Source organism: Ideonella margarita, from assembly GCF_038066635.1.
Classification (GTDB): domain Bacteria; phylum Pseudomonadota; class Gammaproteobacteria; order Burkholderiales; family Burkholderiaceae_C; genus Ideonella; species Ideonella margarita.
On sequence record NZ_JBBUTI010000016.1, the window covers coordinates 39,049 to 54,936 of the forward strand.

Genomic DNA, 15,888 nt, shown 5'->3' on the forward strand with positions numbered 1-15,888 from the left:
CATGCTGCATACGTTCAAGCTCTCCCTGCTGGCCGCCAGCACCGCGGGTCTGATGGCCCTCAGTGGCCCGGCCGCTGCGCACGGCCCGTCGGCCGATCTGAGCCTCATCTCGACCCTGCCGCTGGTCATGTCGGTGGCCGCACCGGTGGGTGTGCTGTCGGCCGGCGCGGTGTTCACCGTGGTCAGCGTGCAGGCGGTGGCCGCAGGCACGGTGTGGGTGCTGGCGCGGGCGTCTGATGGCGTGCGCATCAGCATCACGCTGGCCGGCACGGTGGTGTCGGGTGTGGGGGCGATGGTCTCGGTGGTGGCGCTGGGCACCGGCTGGGTCTTGTCAGAGGCCGGCCGCGCGATCTGTTTCATCCCGAACGAGATCGGCGCCTCGCTGCTGCACAACGAGGCCATCACCCGATGAGCCCGCGACCGGTCGGGCAGGTGAGGGGCCTGCGTGGTGGCCAGGCTCGGGCAGCGCTGCTGGCGCTGGTCACCGGGGTGTGGCTGCTGATGACCGTGCCGGCCGCCCATGCGGGCCGGCCGTGCGAGCAGCGCCCGCCTGCCACCGCCGACATCGAACGCGGCATGGCGCTGGCGCAGCGCACCGCGCAGAAGCTCGACGAGCGCGGCGCCGATGTGGTGGTGCTGGCCCGCGCCGGGCAAGACCTGAGCCGCTACGGCCTGACCTGGTCGCACATCGGCCTGGTCTACCGCGACCGCAGCGACGCGGCCCGACCCGTGTGGCGTGTGGTGCACAAGCTCAACCTGTGCGGCACCGACCGCGCGCAGGTGTGGCGCCAGGGGCTGGGCGAGTTCTTCATGGACCAGCCTTTCCGGTACGAGGCGGCCTTCGTGCCGCTCACGCCCGAACTGCAGCAACGCCTGCTGCCGCTGCTGCAGGACAACGCCCGCCTGGCGCAGTGGCACACGCCGCGTTATTCGATGGTGTCTTATGCCTGGGGCCAGCGTTACCAGCAAAGCAACCAGTGGGCGCTGGAGACGCTGGCCGGCGCGCTGGCCGAGGGCCCCGCAGCCGCTGCGGTCAGCCCGCCCGGCCGTGCGCAGGCCCAGGCCTGGCTGCAGGCCCAGGGCTACGAGCCCGGCGTGCTGCGCCTGGGGCCGCTGACGCGTCTGGGTGCCCGCGTCACCGCAGCCAACGTCGCCTTTGATGACCACCCGAACGCCAAGCGTTTCACCGACCGCATCGAAACCGTCACCGCCGATTCGGTGTTCACCTGGCTGGCCCGCACCGGCCGGTCCGGCCCGCTGCAAACCGTGCGCTGACCCGCTGCACGGCCTGTCAAGTTCAACGGCTACAGTGCAGACCAACGCGCCGCCAGCCCACCTACCCAGGAAGACAAGCCCGATGAGCCAAGCCCCTGCCAACGGCCACACGCATCCGAACCAGTTCGCCCTGATGGGCCAGCGCCGCTTCGCCCCGTTCTTCTGGACCCAGTTCCTCGGGGCGATGAACGACAACATCTTCAAGTTCGCGTTCACCGTGCTGGTCACTTACCACCTGTCGGTGTCGTGGCTGCCGTCGCAGATGGCCGGCCTGGTGATCGGCGCGGTGTTCATCGCGCCCTTCCTGCTGTTCTCGGCCACCTCGGGCCAGCTGGCCGACAAGTACCGCAAGGAGCTGATGACCCGCTGGGTGAAGGACCTCGAACTCTTCATCATGTGCGTGGGCATGGCCGGCTTCTTCACGGGCAGCGTGCCGGTGCTGCTGGGCTGCATCTTCCTGCTCGGCCTGCACAGCACGCTGTTCGGCCCGGTCAAGTTCGCCTACCTGCCGCAGCACCTGAATGAGCGCGAGATCACCGGCGGCAACGGCATGATCGAGATGGGCACCTTCGTGGCCATCCTGCTGGGCAATGTGGTGGGCGGTGTGCTCATCGCCCTGCCCGACATGGGCTGGCTCACCGGGGCCAAGGCCGTGGCGCTGATCTGCCTGGGTCTGGCCGTGGTGGGGCGCATCACGGCGCAGCTCATTCCCACCACCCCCGCCACCGAACCCACGCTGGTGGTGAACTGGAACCCCTTCACCGAAACCTGGCGCAACCTCAAGCTGGCGCACGGCAACCTGGTGGTGTTCCGCTCGCTGCTGGGCATCTCGTGGCTGTGGTTCTTCGGCGCGGTCTTCCTCGGCCAGTTCCCGTCGTTCGCGAAGGATGTGCTGCATGGCGACGAGCACGTGGCCTCGCTGCTGCTGGTGGTGTTTTCGGTGGGTGTGGCCACCGGCTCGCTGCTGTGTGAAACCTTCAGCCGCCGGCATGTGGAAATCGGCCTGGTGCCGCTGGGCTCGATCGGCATGTCGGTGTTTGCGGCTGATCTGTGGCTGGCCTCCAGCGGCCTGGTCGAGCCCGCCGTGCGGCACACGGTGAGCGGCTTTCTGGCGCAGACGCCGCACTGGCGCGTGCTGGCGGACCTGTTCCTGCTGTCGCTGTCGGCCGGCCTGTTCAGCGTGCCGATGTATGCGCTGATCCAGCTGCGCTCGCCGGCCTCGCACCGGGCGCGCATCATCGCGGCCAACAACATCCTCAACGCGCTGTTCATGATCGGCAGCAGCCTGGGCGTGGGCGCGCTGCTCAGCCACGGCGTGAGCATTCCGCAGGTGTTCGGCTGGCTGGCGCTGGCCAACGCAGTGGTGGCGCTGTGGATCTTCCTGCTGGTGCCCGAATACCTGCTGCGCTTCGCGGCCTGGGTGCTGTCGAACCTGGTCTACCGCTTCCGCGTGGTGGGCGACACCCACATCCCGTCGGAGGGCGCTGCCGTGCTGGTCTGCAACCACGTCAGCTTCATCGACGCGGTGCTGCTGATGGCCGCCAGCCCGCGCCCGGTGCGCTTCATGATGGACCACCGCATCTTCCGCATCCCGGTGCTGGGCTGGATGTTCCGCCTGGCCAAGGCGATTCCGGTGGCGCCGCGCGCCGAAGACCCGGCCGCGTATGACGAGGCTTTCCGCCTGGCTGACCAGGTGCTGGCCGAGGGCGATCTGCTGTGCATCTTCCCCGAAGGCGGCATCACCCGTGACGGCGAACTGCAGCCCTTCAAGGGCGGCATCATGAAGATCCTGGAGCGCCGCGCGGTGCCGGTGGTGCCGCTGGCGCTGGTCAATCTGTGGGGCTCGTTCTTCTCGCGTGTCGAGAACGGCACGGCCATGGTCCGGCCCTTCCGCCGCGGCCTGTTCAGCCCCGTCAGCCTGGTGGCTGCACCGGCCATGGCGCCGGCTGATGTGAGCCCGCAAAAGCTGCAGGACACGGTGGCCGGCCTGCTGCGTCCGCAGCTCGCCTAAAATCCGGGATTCCCCTGCCAACCCCGGCATCCACTTTCGACGAGAGCACCACCGTGTCCGCGACCATTCTGCAGAACCTCCCCGCTGGCGACCGCGTCGGCATCGCCTTCTCGGGCGGCCTGGACACCAGCGCCGCCGTGCACTGGATGCGCGCCAAGGGCGCGGTGCCCTGCGCCTACACGGCGAACCTGGGCCAGCCTGACGAAGCCGACTACGACGAGATCCCGCGCAAGGCCCTGGCCTACGGCGCCAGCATCGCCCGTCTGATCGACTGCCGCCCGCAGCTGGTGGCCGAAGGCATCGCCGCGATCCAGTCCGGTGCCTTCCACATCAGCACCGGCGGCGCCACCTACTTCAACACCACACCGCTGGGCCGTGCCGTGACCGGCACCATGCTCGTGGCCGCGATGAAGGAAGACGGCGTCAACATCTGGGGCGACGGCTCGACCTACAAGGGCAACGACATCGAGCGCTTCTACCGCTACGGTCTGCTGGTGAACCCGGCGTTGAAGATCTACAAGCCGTGGCTCGACCAGACCTTCATCGACGAGCTCGGTGGCCGCAAGGAAATGAGCGAATACCTCATCGCCAACGGCTTCGACTACAAGATGAGCGTGGAGAAGGCCTACAGCACCGACTCCAACATGCTGGGCGCCACCCACGAGGCCAAGGACCTGGAGTTCCTGAACGCCGGCATGCACATCGTCAAGCCCATCATGGGCGTGGCCTTCTGGCGTGACGACGTGGTGGTGAAGGCCGAGACGGTCTCGGTGCGCTTCGAAGAAGGCGTGCCGGTGGCCCTGAACGGCCAGTCCTTCCCGAATGCCGTGGCCCTGTTCGAGGAAGCCAACCGCATCGGTGGCCGCCACGGCCTGGGCATGTGCGACCAGATCGAGAACCGCATCATCGAAGCCAAGAGCCGCGGCATCTATGAAGCCCCGGGCATGGCGCTGCTGCACATCGCCTACGAGCGTCTGGTCACCGGCATCCACAACGAAGACACCATCGAGCAATACCGCATGAACGGCCGCAAGCTGGGCCGCCTGCTGTACCAAGGCCGCTGGTTCGACTCGCAATGCATGATGCTGCGTGAGTCCGCCCAGCGCTGGATTGCCCGCGCCGTGACCGGCGAAGTGACGCTGGAGCTGCGTCGTGGCAACGACTACTCCATCATGGACACGCAGAGCGACAACCTGACCTACAAGCCGGAACGCCTGAGCATGGAAAAGGTGGAAGGCGCCTTCACGCCGGCCGACCGCATCGGCCAGCTGACCATGCGCAACCTCGACATCGCCGACACCCGCGACAAGCTGGGCATCTACAGCAAGGTCGGCCTGCTGGGCACCGCTGAAAGCAGCATCGGCCTGATCTCGGCACCTGACGCCGAGTGAGGTCGGCGCACGCCGGATGAAGGGGCCCTGCGGGGCCCCTTTTTCATGGCCCGGTGGCGCATGGGGTGGCTGGGTCGGTATCGTCTGGCGATACTTCATTGGTGAAAGGGCGGGCTGCGGTGCCCGCTCACCTAGAGTGGCGACGTGTTGAACCACTGCGTGCCCTGATGGCGCGTTGACACCTTGAACCAACTCACCCGTTCCCCGTTGCGCCGGTTTTGCTCCACCTTGTGTGCTGCGATGTCGCTGAGTGCCGTGCTGGCGCTGCCGGCCACAGCCGTTCCTCTCGCTGCGCCCTCTGCGCCCGACCTGGCCACCACCGACGGCTTCCGCCGCACCTGCGCCGCCCAGCCGGTGAATGCCGATGTGCTGCGCACCGACGATGAGCGCCTGGCCTGGGCGATCTGCCGTGATGTGGACCAGGTGCGCCAGCTCAGCACCTGGGCGCGCCGGGGCCTGGCCCGGATCAACCACCTGCAACCGGAAGATCAAGCGGCCGTGGTGGCCGAGGTTGAACGCAAGATGGATGAGGTGCGAGCTGAGATGCGCCGCACCCGCTTGCAGCTGGAGCGTGTGCAACTGGGCGCGGGCCGTTCCTTGCGCATCGCACCGGGCCAATGGCAGGTCGATCTCGACGGCGACGGTGAACTCAGCGTCTGGGAGCGGCACTTCTTCGCCCTGCCGAAACGCCGCCACGGTGAGCCGCAGTTCGGCATGCCCAGCGACGATGCCGGGCATTACGAGCGCCACTACGACCTGAACGCCGTGATCGACCTCGACCAGAGCGATGTGCTGTGGGCGCTGTCGTACCACCAGTTCATCGAAGGCCTGTTGATCAACATTCGTGCGTTCGATGTGGACCTGCAGCGGCGTGAGCTGGTGCTGGCCCGGCCGGCCTTGCTGCGCCAGGCCCACGGCCTGATCGGTCGCGGCCTGGCCACCTCGGGCCGTCTGCGCGACGCGGTGCTGGCTGAAACCGACGACCAGAACGAATGGATCAGCCACCCGCGGCAGGTGAACAGCGTGTTCCCGATTCCGCTGGAAGCGGCCGACTTCACCACCTGGCGCGTGATGCTGGATCAGGTGGGTGTGCTGTGGCATGGCCGGCATCTGCTGCCCACCACGGCAGGCGCCGGCGGTTTGCTGGGCAGCCTGGCGCCGGTGTGCCCTGCCGGCCAGGGGCTGGACATCGCGAAGCTGTACTTGCAGCCGCCGCCTGCGGGCACCCGCGCCAGCTTGAACCGCCTGCCGGCTGCGTTGACGACGATGTGCCGCAAGGTGGACGCAGCACATCCGCTGTCGCCGCTGCCCGGACGCCTGGAGCGCGACACCGCCGGGGCCACGGGGATGTCAGCGTTGCGCTACCTGTACTGGGTGAACTGAGGAATCACCGGCCGAACAAGGCCCGTACGGCGCGTGCCACGGCGGAGGCCGCGGCACGCGCCGCCGCCTTCACTCGGCCCACCGTCTGCCAGACGGCGCTGGCACGCACGCGGGCCAGTAGCCCGTCTTTCCAGGTCGTCCAGCGGCCGTGCCAGCGCGCGAACCAGGGCATCTGCATCAGGGCGGGCTGGGTGAGCGAAAAGATGCGCGCCAGCAGCGCCGTGCCCACCAGCTTGGCCGCCACGATGACCAGCGCGCCCAGCACGCCGCGGCCCTGGCTGATCAGCCACAGCGCCAGCAGCTTGACCGGCAGCAGCAGCAGGCTGGGCAGCACCAGCAGTGCCAGGGCGGCCCAGGGCGGCAGGCTGCGCACCCAGCTTTCGATCCAGCGGAAGCCCGGCCAGCGGCCGATGCGCGCCAGCAGGCGCTGCAAGGGTTCCCAGCCCCATTCCTCGAACAGGATGACCAGGGCCAGCGGCCATTGCCACAGGGCATTTAGCCAGCGCCGCCAGCGGGGGGCTGGCGGGGAGGGCTGCGGTGTTGGCGTCTGTGTTGGCGGCTGTGTTGGCGTTGGTGGCCGGGGGGGCGGCAGGTTCATGGGCCCGATCCTATCCCCCTGGCCGCATCAGCCCTGTTCGCTGACGTTGATGCTGGCGGGTGCGGGTGCGGTTGCGGTTGCGGTTTCCGGTGCCTCGGCTGCAGGGGCGTCGTCCAGGCAAGCCAGCAGGTCCGTCAGCCAGCCACGCAGCGTTTCGCCGCGCAGCAGCCGGGGCACGCTGCCCAGCACCTCGGCAGGCGCTGCGGTGCGATCGGCGCTCTCGGCCAGGTCCAGGGCGCTCAAGTCCAGCGGGTCGAGCGCGGCGCGCATCGCGGCCAGTGAGCCCGTGGCCAGGCACTGCAGCACCGGCACTTCACGCTGGGCACGGCCTGCCCGCACGCGACGCAGGCGGCGCAGCAGCACCGCGCTGCTCCACGGTCGGTCGAGGTGCAGCACCAGCGGACGCACGTTGTTCAGGCCGATGCGCGGCTCGGCGCCCGGCACGCCGTCGGCCACCAGCAGCACCTGTGCATCGGGCGCATCGCGGAAGGCGCGCGCTGCTGCATCCGCCTGCCGGGGCGAGCTGGCGCTGGGCAGTGCCTGCACCGGCAGCCCTTGCGCCTGCAGTGCTTGTGCCAGCGCGGGCAGGCTGTGGCCAGCACCGCTGAAGACGATCACGCGGGTGGTGCCGGCGTCGAGCGCTGCGCGCAGCAAGCCGGGCAGTGCGGCGGTGCTGGCCGCTTCGCTCAGGTGCAGCAGGCCCAGCACCTGGCGTTGCAGCGCCAGTTGTTCGGTGTCGCTGAGGAAGCCGCTGCGTTGCCAGCGGGCCAGTTGGGCGGCGATCTGCGTCAGTCCGGTCTGGTGCGTCTCGGCTTGTTCCGCCGACAAGGTGCAGTCTGCGGTGGCGCTGGTCCAGCCGGGCCACTGTTCGGCCACGTCGGCAAAGCGGCGCTGCAGCAGCAGCGGCGCCAGCGCGTCGATGTCGCCGTGTTCCAGCCAGTCGGCCAGGGCGCCCTGGCGCAGGCGGTCGACCGTGTGCAGCAGCGCTTCGGCCTGGGCACGCTGGCCCGGCTGCGGGCCGAGCAGATGGGCGTCGGCCACGGCCCACAGCCAGGTGGTGGTGTTCAGGTGCTGCGGCACGCCGCGGTTGCTGCCGCGCACATCGGCCAGCAGCACATCGGTGGCGGTGGCGCTGGCCACGGCTTGGGCATCATCGGCATCGAGCCAGGTGATGGGGGCTGGCGTGGTGGTCGCGTCAGCAGCATTGCTGAAGTGGGTGGTCTGCGCTGCAGACAAGGCAGCTTGCCACTGCGGCCAGGCCGAAGCCGGGGCCAGCACGGTCAGGCCGGCGGCGCCGAAGTGGCGCTGCACCAGGGTCCAGGCCAGGGCCAGCGGCGCTTCGATCTGCAGGGCCGGCTCGTCGGCCAGCACGCAGGCACCGACGCAGGCCGCGAAGAAGGCCGCTTCCAGCTGGCAGGGGCGCAGCGGGTGATGGGCCTCGGCCGAGGCTTGGGCGATGGCGTCGAGCCCGTGCGGGTACTGCGCTTCCAGGTGGTCGATGCGCTGGCGCAGATCGCTGTGGGCGGCCACATGCGCCCACACGGCATCACTCACTTCCAGTGGATGGCCGAGGCGCGCGGCCAGGGCCAGCAATTCACTCAGGCCGTCGGCGTCGTTCAGGCGCAACTGGCCGCGATCGTCCTGCCAGCGGCTCACGGCCTGCAGCAGGGTGTCGGGGCAGTGGCTGCCCGCCTGCCAGGCCAGACGCCGGCGGATGCCGTCGACCAGGGTGATGCTGCTGTGGGCGGGGGCCGGCGGGGCTGGGGGCGCTGCGGGCGCAACGTCGGCTTCCGCTTCGGGCGCCGGGGGAGCGGCCTCATCGGCGCCTTGGCGCGCGGTGGGCTCTGCAGCCACGACCACTGCCTCCAGTGCGCCGTTGTCGGCGTCTGCCGCGGCCGTGACCGTGGCGACAGGCAGCTCGGCGGCAACCTCGGTGGTCTGCTCGGCGGTTGCGGCCCTGCGGCCTCGCTGGCGTGGGCGTGCGGCGGGCTTGGGCGCCGCCTCGGGTGCCGCAGTCACCGCGCGGGCGAGCTCGGCGGCTGGCTCAGGCAGCGGCTCAACCGCCGCTTCAACCGCCACATCAACCGCCGCACCAACCGCCACATCAACCACGGCAGCGGCCACGTCAGCCTCGGTCGCCTCTGGAGCCACTTTGGCCGCGGGCTTCTTGCGCGCCGGACGCGCCGGCTTGCTCACCTTGGGCGTGGCGGCGGCCGCCTTCGCCGGCTTGACCGCTTTGGTGGTGTCGCCGGTCTTGGCGGCCTTCGTGGCCTTCGTGGCTTTTGCCGCCGGTGTCGCCGGTGTCACCTTGGCCGACTTGCGCGCCGGGCTGGCCTTGGCAGCTGGCTGATCGCTGGCGGGCGTGGTGCTCAGGTCATCGGCCGGCGTGGCCGGGTTGGCAGCAGGCTGCGCCGACGGGCGGCGGCGGGAGGAAGTCGCCATGGGCGGTGTGGTTCCGTGGTGGTTGGGCGTGCGCGCGCTGCGGGTTCTTCAGCAGGTGCGAGGGGCACGCCGGGCGCGGCACCGGGCCGGCGCTGCCGGTGGGTGCCGCGAACGCGAAAGCGGGGTCAGACGCCGCGGGCGCGGTCGGCTGCGAACTGGCGGCGGAAGTCGGCGAAGGTGCCGGCGTCGAGTGCGGCGCGCACTTCGCTCATCAGGTTCAGGTAGTAATGCAGGTTGTGGATGGTGGCCAGCATCGGGCCGAGCATCTCGCCGCAGCGGTCCAGGTGGTGCAGGTAGGCCCGGCTGAAGCCGCCGCCGTTGCTGTCACCGGCGCAGGCGTAGCAGCTGCAGGTCTCGTCGATCGGGCGGTGGTCGGTCTTGTGCCGCGCATTGCGGATCTTCAGGTCGCCGAACCGCGTGAACAGGTGGCCGTTGCGGGCATTGCGGGTGGGCATCACGCAGTCGAACATGTCGACGCCGCAGGCCACGCCTTCCACCAGGTCTTCAGGCGTGCCCACGCCCATCAGGTAGCGTGGCTTGTTGGCCGGCAGCCGGTGCGGCGTGTGCGCCATGATGCGCAGCATCTCTTCCTTCGGCTCGCCGACGCTGACGCCGCCCACGGCATAACCCGGCAGGTCCATCTCGACCAGGGCCTGCAGCGATTCGTCGCGCAGGTGCTCGAACATGCCGCCCTGCACGATGCCGAACAGCGCGTTGGGGTTCTCCAGACGCTCGAATTCGTTGATGCAGCGCTTGGCCCAGCGGCGGCTCAGCTCCATCGAGAAGCGTGCTTCCTTCTCGGTGGTGAGGTGGCCCTTGACCTCATACGGCGTGCACTCGTCGAACTGCATGACGATGTCGGAGTTCAGCACCGTCTGGATCTGCATGCTCACTTCGGGCGTCAGGAACAGCTTGTCGCCGTTCACCGGCGAGGCGAAGCGCACGCCTTCCTCGCTGATCTTGCGCATCTCGCCAAGCGACCAAACCTGGAAGCCGCCCGAGTCGGTCAGGATGGGCTTGTTCCAGCGCTCGAAGCCGTGCAGGCCGCCGAAGGACTGCATCACGTCCAGGCCCGGGCGCATCCACAGGTGGAAGGTATTGCCCAGGATGATCTGCGCGCCCATGTCGTGCAGCGAGCGCGGCAGCACGCCCTTGACGGTGCCGTAGGTGCCCACCGGCATGAAGATCGGCGTTTCGACAACGCCGTGGTTCAGGGTCAGGCGGCCGCGACGGGCATGGCCGTCGGTCTTGAGCAGGTCAAACTGGAGCATGGCGTGATTGTCGCCCAGCGCCGGTCGGCGCGGGCGGATCAGAAAGGTGGGTGGGCAGGGGCGTCAGCGGCGCTGCAGCAGCATCGCGTCGCCGTAGCTGAAGAAGCGGTAGCGGGCCTCGATGGCATGCCGGTACAGGCCCATCACATGGGCATGCCCGGTGAAGGCGCTCACCAGCATCATCAGCGTGCTCTTGGGCAGGTGGAAGTTGGTCACCAGCGTGTCCACCACCTTGAACCGGAAACCGGGGGTGATGAAGATGTCGGTTTCGCCGCTGCACGGGCGGTCCAGCCCCTCGCGGGAGGCGGTCTGCACGGCAGCTGATTCAAGCGCGCGCAGCGTGGTCGTGCCCACCGACACGATGCGACCGCCGGCAGCCCGCGTGGCCCGGATGGCGTCGACCGTCTCCTGGCCCACCTCGAACCATTCACTGTGCATCTTGTGCTCAGCCAGGTTCTCGGTGCGCACCGGCTGGAAGGTGCCGGCACCCACGTGCAGCGTGACACGCGCCGTGCCGATGCCGCGCTCGGCCAGTCGGGCCAGCAGGGCTTCGTCGAAATGCAGCGCCGCCGTCGGGGCCGCCACGGCACCGGGGGTGCGGGCGAACACGGTCTGGTAGCGCTCGGCGTCTTCCGGGGCGTCGTCGTGGCTGATGTAAGGCGGCAGCGGCACATGGCCGCAGCGCTCCAGCAGCGCGAAGGGGTCACCGGCCACCTGCAGGTGGAACAGCGAGCCGTCGGGGCCGCCGCGGCCCAGCACCAGCGCCTCGAAGGGCTCGGGGCCGTCGGTGCCCAGGCGCACAGTGCTGCCGGGCTTGGGCGATTTGCTGGCGCGGATGTGGGCGAGCATCTCGCCGGCGTCGTTGCCCTGGCGGGGCAGCACGCGCTCGATCAGCGCCTCGACCGAGCCGCCGGTCTGCTTTTCACCGTGCAAGCGAGCCTTCAGCACCCGGGTGTCGTTGAACACCAGCAGGTCGCCGGGCTGCAGCAAGTCGGGCAGGCTGCGAAAGACGAGATCGTGGGGTTGATTGCCGCGGCCATCCAGCAGGCGGGAGCCGCTGCGTTCGGTGGCCGGGTGCTGCGCGATCAGTTCTGGCGGCAGCTCGAAGTCAAAGTCGTTCAGGGTGAACGACGGCGTCAGGGCAGAGGTCATGGCTTGCAGGCTTCACCGGCCTTCAAGTGGATACAGCCCGTGATTGTTCCACGGGCTGCAAGCCCGTGCTCAGCGCATTGGTGCAGCCGCGGTGGCCGTGGTGGCGGGGTTCTGGGCGCTGCCGGGCAGCTGCTGGCGGTCAGAGCGGTCCCAGGCCCAGGCGAAGGCGACGCTCAAACCGAGCACCAGGGCCATCAGGGTCAACAAACGGGCAACGATGCGCATGGCAGAAGGGCAGAAGAGGAATCACGACAGGACGGACGGCAACCTTGGGCGGCGTGGCAACAAGCCGGCACACACCCGAGGCATCGCGCTGATTGTCTCTTCTGACACGAGGCTTTCAAGTGGTGGTTCGCGAGTTTTGGCAATGTCTGTCAGCAGATGTGGCGGGCCGTCCACGGGGCTCTCATCGCCTGCCAAGTTGGTCACGATTGAAACTGCCCGGGCGCAGTGCGCTTCAAGCCACGGAGGCGCGGCGAGAATGCACCCATGCCCGCCGTCAAACGCACCGCCACCGCCGCTGAAACGCCCGCCGCCAAGTCGGCCGGCGCTGCCCGTTCGGCGCCGGCCAAGGCGCTGGACCGGCTGGGGCTGACCACGCCCATCGCGCTGGCGCTGCACCTGCCGATGCGCTACGAGGACGAAACCCGCCTGGTGCCCATCGCCGAGGCGCAAGCCGGGCGCAGCGCGCAGGTGGAAGGCACGGTCACCGATTGCCGGGTGGAGTTCCGCCCGCGCCGGCAGCTGGTGGCCCATCTGCAGGACGATGCCGGCGACGAGCTGGTGCTGCGTTTCGTGAACTTCTATCCCTCGCACCAGAAGGCGCTGGCCGCCGGGCAGCGCGTGCGCGTGCGGGGCGAGGTGCGCGGCGGCTTTTTCGGCCGCGAGATGGTGCACCCGCAGTTCCGAGGCGTGGGCGAAGACACGCCGCTGGCCACCGAGCTCACGCCGGTCTACCCGGCCAGTGCGCAGCTGCCGCAGGTGTATCTGCGCAAGGCGGTGGCGGCGGGGCTGCGGCGGGCCGATCTGTCGGAAGTTCTGCCGCGCGACGCCGTGCCGGCCGGGCTGCCCTCGCTGCGTGAAGCGCTGTTTTTCCTGCATCAGCCGCCGGCCAGCGCCGGGCTGGCCACGCTGGAAGACCAGAGCCACCCCGCTTGGCAGCGCCTGAAGTACGAGGAATTGCTGGCGCAGCAGCTCTCGCAGATGCAGTCGCGCCGCGAGCGTGCCCGGCTCAAGGCGCCGGTGCTGACGCGGCGGGGCGGCGGTCTGCACGACCAGCTGCTGGCCGCCTTGCCCTGGGGCCTGACCGGCGCGCAGCAGCGCGTGGGCGACGAGATCGCGGCCGATCTGGCGATTGACCAGCCGATGCACCGCCTGCTGCAAGGCGATGTGGGCGCCGGCAAGACCGTGGTGGCTGCGCTGGCCGCCGCCGTTGCGATGGACGCCGGCTGGCAGTGCGCGCTGATGGCGCCGACCGAAATCCTGGCCGAGCAGCACTTTGCCAAGCTCGTGCAATGGCTGGAGCCGCTGGGCGTGACGGTCGCCTGGCTCACCGGCCGCCGCAAGGGCAAGGCCCGCCAGGCCATGCTCGACAAAGTCGCCAGCGGCGAGGCCGGGCTGGTGGTGGGCACGCACGCGGTCATCCAGGACGATGTGCACTTCGCCAAGCTGGGTCTGGCCATCGTCGACGAGCAGCACCGCTTCGGCGTGGCCCAGCGGCTGACGCTGCGCCACAAGCTGCAGGCCGGTGAAGCCACCGGCGGCCTGCAGATGGAGCCGCACCTGCTGATGATGAGCGCCACGCCCATCCCGCGCACCCTGGCGATGACTTACTACGCCGACCTGGAGGTCTCGACCATCGACGAGCTGCCGCCCGGCCGCACGCCCATCGTCACCAAGCTGATTGCCGAGAGCCGCCGGCTGGAGGTCATCGAGCGCATCCGCGACGAGGTGGTGAAAGGCCGGCAGGTGTACTGGGTCTGCCCGCTGATCGAGGAAAGTGAATCCGAGGGCGACGGCCGCGGCAAGCCCTTGTCGGAGCTGAGCAATGCGACGCAGACCCATGCCGACCTCACGGCGGCGCTGCCCGAAGTGGGGGTGGGCCTGCTGCACGGCCGCATGCCGCCGGCCGAGAAGGCAGCGGTGATGGCCCAGTTCAGCGGCGGGCAGATGGGTGTGCTGGTGGCCACCACGGTGATCGAGGTGGGCGTGGACGTGCCCAACGCCAGCCTGATGGTGATCGAGCACGCCGAGCGTTTCGGCCTGGCCCAGTTGCACCAGCTGCGCGGCCGGGTGGGGCGCGGCGCGGTGGCCAGCGTGTGCGTTCTGATGTTCTCCAACCCGCTGTCGGAAACCGGCAAGCAGCGCCTGAAGGCGATGGCGGAAACCAACGACGGCTTCGAGATTGCCCGGCGCGACCTCGACATCCGCGGCCCCGGCGAGTTCATGGGTGCCCGGCAGTCGGGCGATGCCCTGCTGCGTTTTTCCGATCTGGCCGAGGACAGCGGCCTGCTGGAGCTGGCCCGCGAGGTGGCGCCGCGCCTGCTCGATGCCCATCCGGGGGCAGCGAAGGCGCAGGTGGCGCGCTGGCTGGGTGCGCGGGCCGAGTTCCTGAAGGCCTGATCGAGCATTGGCGGCCTTGTCGGGTGCTGCCACTCAGGGTTCGGGTTTGTGCTCCCATGAGCAGGGGATGTGAGGCGCCCCGACGGCTCTGGATACTGGCCGCGGATCACACCCACAAGGAACCTGACCATGACCCGCTTTCCTCTTCGCGCTGCGGCCCTGGCTGCTCTGCTGGCCTGTACCTCAGGCCTGGCGCTGGCTGCCAAGCCCGCCGACGACCACCCTGCCGTGCAGCGTGCACTGGCCCAGTTGAGTGCCGCTGCATCGTCTGATGCGCGCGTCAGCAGCGCCGACGCCTTCTCCCCCGTGGACCTCGTGGTTGATGCCGACGGTACCGAGCACGTGCGCCTGAACCGCAGCCACCAGGGTCTGCGCGTGATCGGTGGTGACGTGGTGGTGCACAGCGCTGCCGGTGGCCGCCTGATCGACGTGAGCCGCCAGCAGGCCCAGGTGCTGACGCTGAGCGTCAAGCCCACCGTGAAGGCCGATGCTGCCGCCAAGTCAGCGCTGGCCAAGTTTGGTCATTTCGACGGCCAGATCGTCGGCAAGGAACTGGTGATCCACGCCCGCACCGCGGATGCGCGCCTGGCCTGGGACGTGCAGGTGCACGGCGTGCGAGCCGACGGCACCCCGAGCGAAGCCCACCTGCTGATCGACGCCCGCACCGGCGCGCTGATCGACCGCTGGGACGACATCCACACCGCCGACGCGGTGGGCACGGGCAGCACGCTGTACTCCGGCGTCGTGCCGCTGCACGGCAACCTGAACAACAAGGGCACCAAGTACAGCCTGGAAGACCTGACCCGCGGCGGTCACACCGTCAAGGACATGGCCAACGCCACCAGCGGCGGCAAGGTCATGAAGGATGCGAACAACGCCTGGGGCAACGGCTTGAAGACCGACAAGCAGACCGCTGCTGCCGACGCCGCCTACGGCCAGAACACCACCTGGGACTACTACCTCAACGTGCTGGGCCGCAGCGGCATTGCCAACGACGGCAAGGGCGCCTATTCCCGCGTGCACTACAGCAGCAACTACGACAACGCCTTCTGGAGCGACGCCTGCTTCTGCATGACCTACGGCGACGGCAGCTTCTTCAACCCGCTGGTGTCGCTGGATGTGGCGGGCCACGAAATGACCCACGGCGTGACATCGCGCACCGCCGGCCTGATCTACTCGGGTGAGTCGGGTGGCCTGAACGAAGGCACCTCGGACATCTTCGGCTCCATGGTCGAGTACTACGCGGCCAATGCCAATGACCCGGGTGACTACGACATCGGCGAGGAAATCTCCAAGACCGCCGGCAAGGCGCTGCGTTACATGAACAAGCCGAGCCGCGACGGCTCGTCCGCCGACTGCTGGTACTCGGGCGTGGGCAACATCGACGTGCATTACTCGTCGGGCGTGGCCAACCACTTCTTCTTCCTGCTGGCCGAAGGCACGGCACCGTCTGGCCTGCCGGCCTCGCCTACCTGCCAGGCGGGTGACACGCGCGTGGCCACGGGCTCGGGCAGCCTGACCGGCATCGGCCGCGACAAGGCCGCGAAGATCTGGTACCGGGCCCTGACGGTCTACATGACCGCCAGCGAAACTTACGCCAAGGCCCGCACCGACACGCTGAAGGCCGCGGTTGACCTGTACGGCGCCGGCTCCACCGAAGCGCTGGCCGTGGCCGCCGCCTGGACGGCCGTCAACCGTCCGTGATCGTCGGCTGATTCAGCCAGGGGCCGCGATTGTCTGCAC

Annotated in this window: 12 protein-coding genes; 7 read left to right on the forward strand and 5 right to left on the reverse strand. The window is 69.2% G+C overall.

Annotated features, from left to right (window positions below):
• The first annotated feature begins 1 nt into the window (after position 1).
• From AACH00_RS18535 to AACH00_RS18555, 5 genes are all read left to right on the forward strand, one after another.
• Complete coding sequence (locus AACH00_RS18535; protein WP_341400669.1) at positions 2 to 412, forward strand: hypothetical protein; 411 nt, start codon at positions 2 to 4, stop codon at positions 410 to 412.
• Positions 409 to 1,275, forward strand: coding sequence for a DUF2145 domain-containing protein (locus AACH00_RS18540; protein WP_423221964.1), 867 nt, complete (start codon positions 409 to 411; stop codon positions 1,273 to 1,275). The genes AACH00_RS18535 and AACH00_RS18540 overlap by 4 nt, the downstream gene beginning before the upstream one ends.
• A gap of 82 nt (positions 1,276 to 1,357) precedes the next feature.
• Positions 1,358 to 3,286, forward strand: coding sequence for an MFS transporter (locus AACH00_RS18545; RefSeq protein WP_341400670.1), 1,929 nt, complete (start codon positions 1,358 to 1,360; stop codon positions 3,284 to 3,286).
• A 53-nt stretch (positions 3,287 to 3,339) separates the two neighbouring features.
• Positions 3,340 to 4,677, forward strand: a complete 1,338-nt coding sequence (gene argG / locus AACH00_RS18550; RefSeq protein ID WP_341400671.1) for an argininosuccinate synthase — start codon at positions 3,340 to 3,342, stop codon at positions 4,675 to 4,677.
• 240 nt (positions 4,678 to 4,917) lie between these two features.
• Positions 4,918 to 6,060, forward strand: a complete 1,143-nt coding sequence (locus tag AACH00_RS18555) for a hypothetical protein (protein WP_341400672.1) — start codon at positions 4,918 to 4,920, stop codon at positions 6,058 to 6,060.
• A 4-nt stretch (positions 6,061 to 6,064) separates the two neighbouring features.
• Here the strand turns inward: AACH00_RS18555 and AACH00_RS18560 are convergent, their stop codons facing one another.
• The 5 genes from AACH00_RS18560 to AACH00_RS18580 form a co-directional block, all read right to left on the reverse strand.
• Positions 6,065 to 6,658, reverse strand: a complete 594-nt coding sequence (locus AACH00_RS18560; protein WP_341400673.1) for a hypothetical protein — start codon at positions 6,656 to 6,658, stop codon at positions 6,065 to 6,067.
• A gap of 27 nt (positions 6,659 to 6,685) precedes the next feature.
• Positions 6,686 to 9,100, reverse strand: a complete 2,415-nt coding sequence (locus tag AACH00_RS18565; RefSeq protein ID WP_341400674.1) for a DEAD/DEAH box helicase — start codon at positions 9,098 to 9,100, stop codon at positions 6,686 to 6,688.
• Positions 9,101 to 9,225: 125 nt separating this feature from the next.
• Positions 9,226 to 10,371: a tRNA guanosine(34) transglycosylase Tgt gene (tgt, locus tag AACH00_RS18570; RefSeq protein ID WP_341400675.1), complete on the reverse strand. Its 1,146-nt coding sequence runs from the start codon at positions 10,369 to 10,371 to the stop codon at positions 9,226 to 9,228.
• Positions 10,372 to 10,434: 63 nt separating this feature from the next.
• Positions 10,435 to 11,523 carry a tRNA preQ1(34) S-adenosylmethionine ribosyltransferase-isomerase QueA gene (gene queA / locus AACH00_RS18575; protein WP_341400676.1) on the reverse strand — a complete coding sequence of 363 codons (1,089 nt, stop codon included), beginning with the start codon at positions 11,521 to 11,523 and terminating at the stop codon, positions 10,435 to 10,437.
• A gap of 69 nt (positions 11,524 to 11,592) precedes the next feature.
• Positions 11,593 to 11,748, reverse strand: coding sequence for a hypothetical protein (locus AACH00_RS18580; RefSeq protein ID WP_341400677.1), 156 nt, complete (start codon positions 11,746 to 11,748; stop codon positions 11,593 to 11,595).
• A gap of 264 nt (positions 11,749 to 12,012) precedes the next feature.
• Here AACH00_RS18580 and recG point away from each other — a divergent pair, with 264 nt between their 5' ends.
• Together recG and AACH00_RS18590 are read left to right on the forward strand one after the other, a co-directional pair.
• Complete coding sequence (gene recG, locus AACH00_RS18585) at positions 12,013 to 14,145, forward strand: ATP-dependent DNA helicase RecG (protein ID WP_341400678.1); 2,133 nt, start codon at positions 12,013 to 12,015, stop codon at positions 14,143 to 14,145.
• A 129-nt stretch (positions 14,146 to 14,274) separates the two neighbouring features.
• Entirely contained in the window at positions 14,275 to 15,849 is a 1,575-nt protein-coding gene (locus AACH00_RS18590; protein ID WP_341400679.1) for a M4 family metallopeptidase, read from the forward strand.
• Positions 15,850 to 15,888: the final 39 nt, after the last annotated feature.

Bases quoted from the DNA above. Each gene is read 5' to 3' on its own strand.
- AACH00_RS18545 (WP_341400670.1), top strand. From the start codon at position 1,358: ATGAGCCAAGCCCCTGCCAACGGCCACACGCATCCGAACCAGTTCGCC.
- AACH00_RS18560 (WP_341400673.1), bottom strand. From the start codon at position 6,658: ATGAACCTGCCGCCCCCCCGGCCACCAACGCCAACACAGCCGCCAACA.
- recG (WP_341400678.1), top strand. From the start codon at position 12,013: ATGCCCGCCGTCAAACGCACCGCCACCGCCGCTGAAACGCCCGCCGCC.
- AACH00_RS18540 (WP_423221964.1), top strand. From the start codon at position 409: ATGAGCCCGCGACCGGTCGGGCAGGTGAGGGGCCTGCGTGGTGGCCAG.
- tgt (WP_341400675.1), bottom strand. From the start codon at position 10,371: ATGCTCCAGTTTGACCTGCTCAAGACCGACGGCCATGCCCGTCGCGGC.
- AACH00_RS18535 (WP_341400669.1), top strand. From the start codon at position 2: ATGCTGCATACGTTCAAGCTCTCCCTGCTGGCCGCCAGCACCGCGGGT.
- queA (WP_341400676.1), bottom strand. From the start codon at position 11,523: ATGACCTCTGCCCTGACGCCGTCGTTCACCCTGAACGACTTTGACTTC.
- AACH00_RS18580 (WP_341400677.1), bottom strand. From the start codon at position 11,748: ATGCGCATCGTTGCCCGTTTGTTGACCCTGATGGCCCTGGTGCTCGGT.
- AACH00_RS18590 (WP_341400679.1), top strand. From the start codon at position 14,275: ATGACCCGCTTTCCTCTTCGCGCTGCGGCCCTGGCTGCTCTGCTGGCC.
- AACH00_RS18555 (WP_341400672.1), top strand. From the start codon at position 4,918: ATGTCGCTGAGTGCCGTGCTGGCGCTGCCGGCCACAGCCGTTCCTCTC.
- AACH00_RS18565 (WP_341400674.1), bottom strand. From the start codon at position 9,100: ATGGCGACTTCCTCCCGCCGCCGCCCGTCGGCGCAGCCTGCTGCCAAC.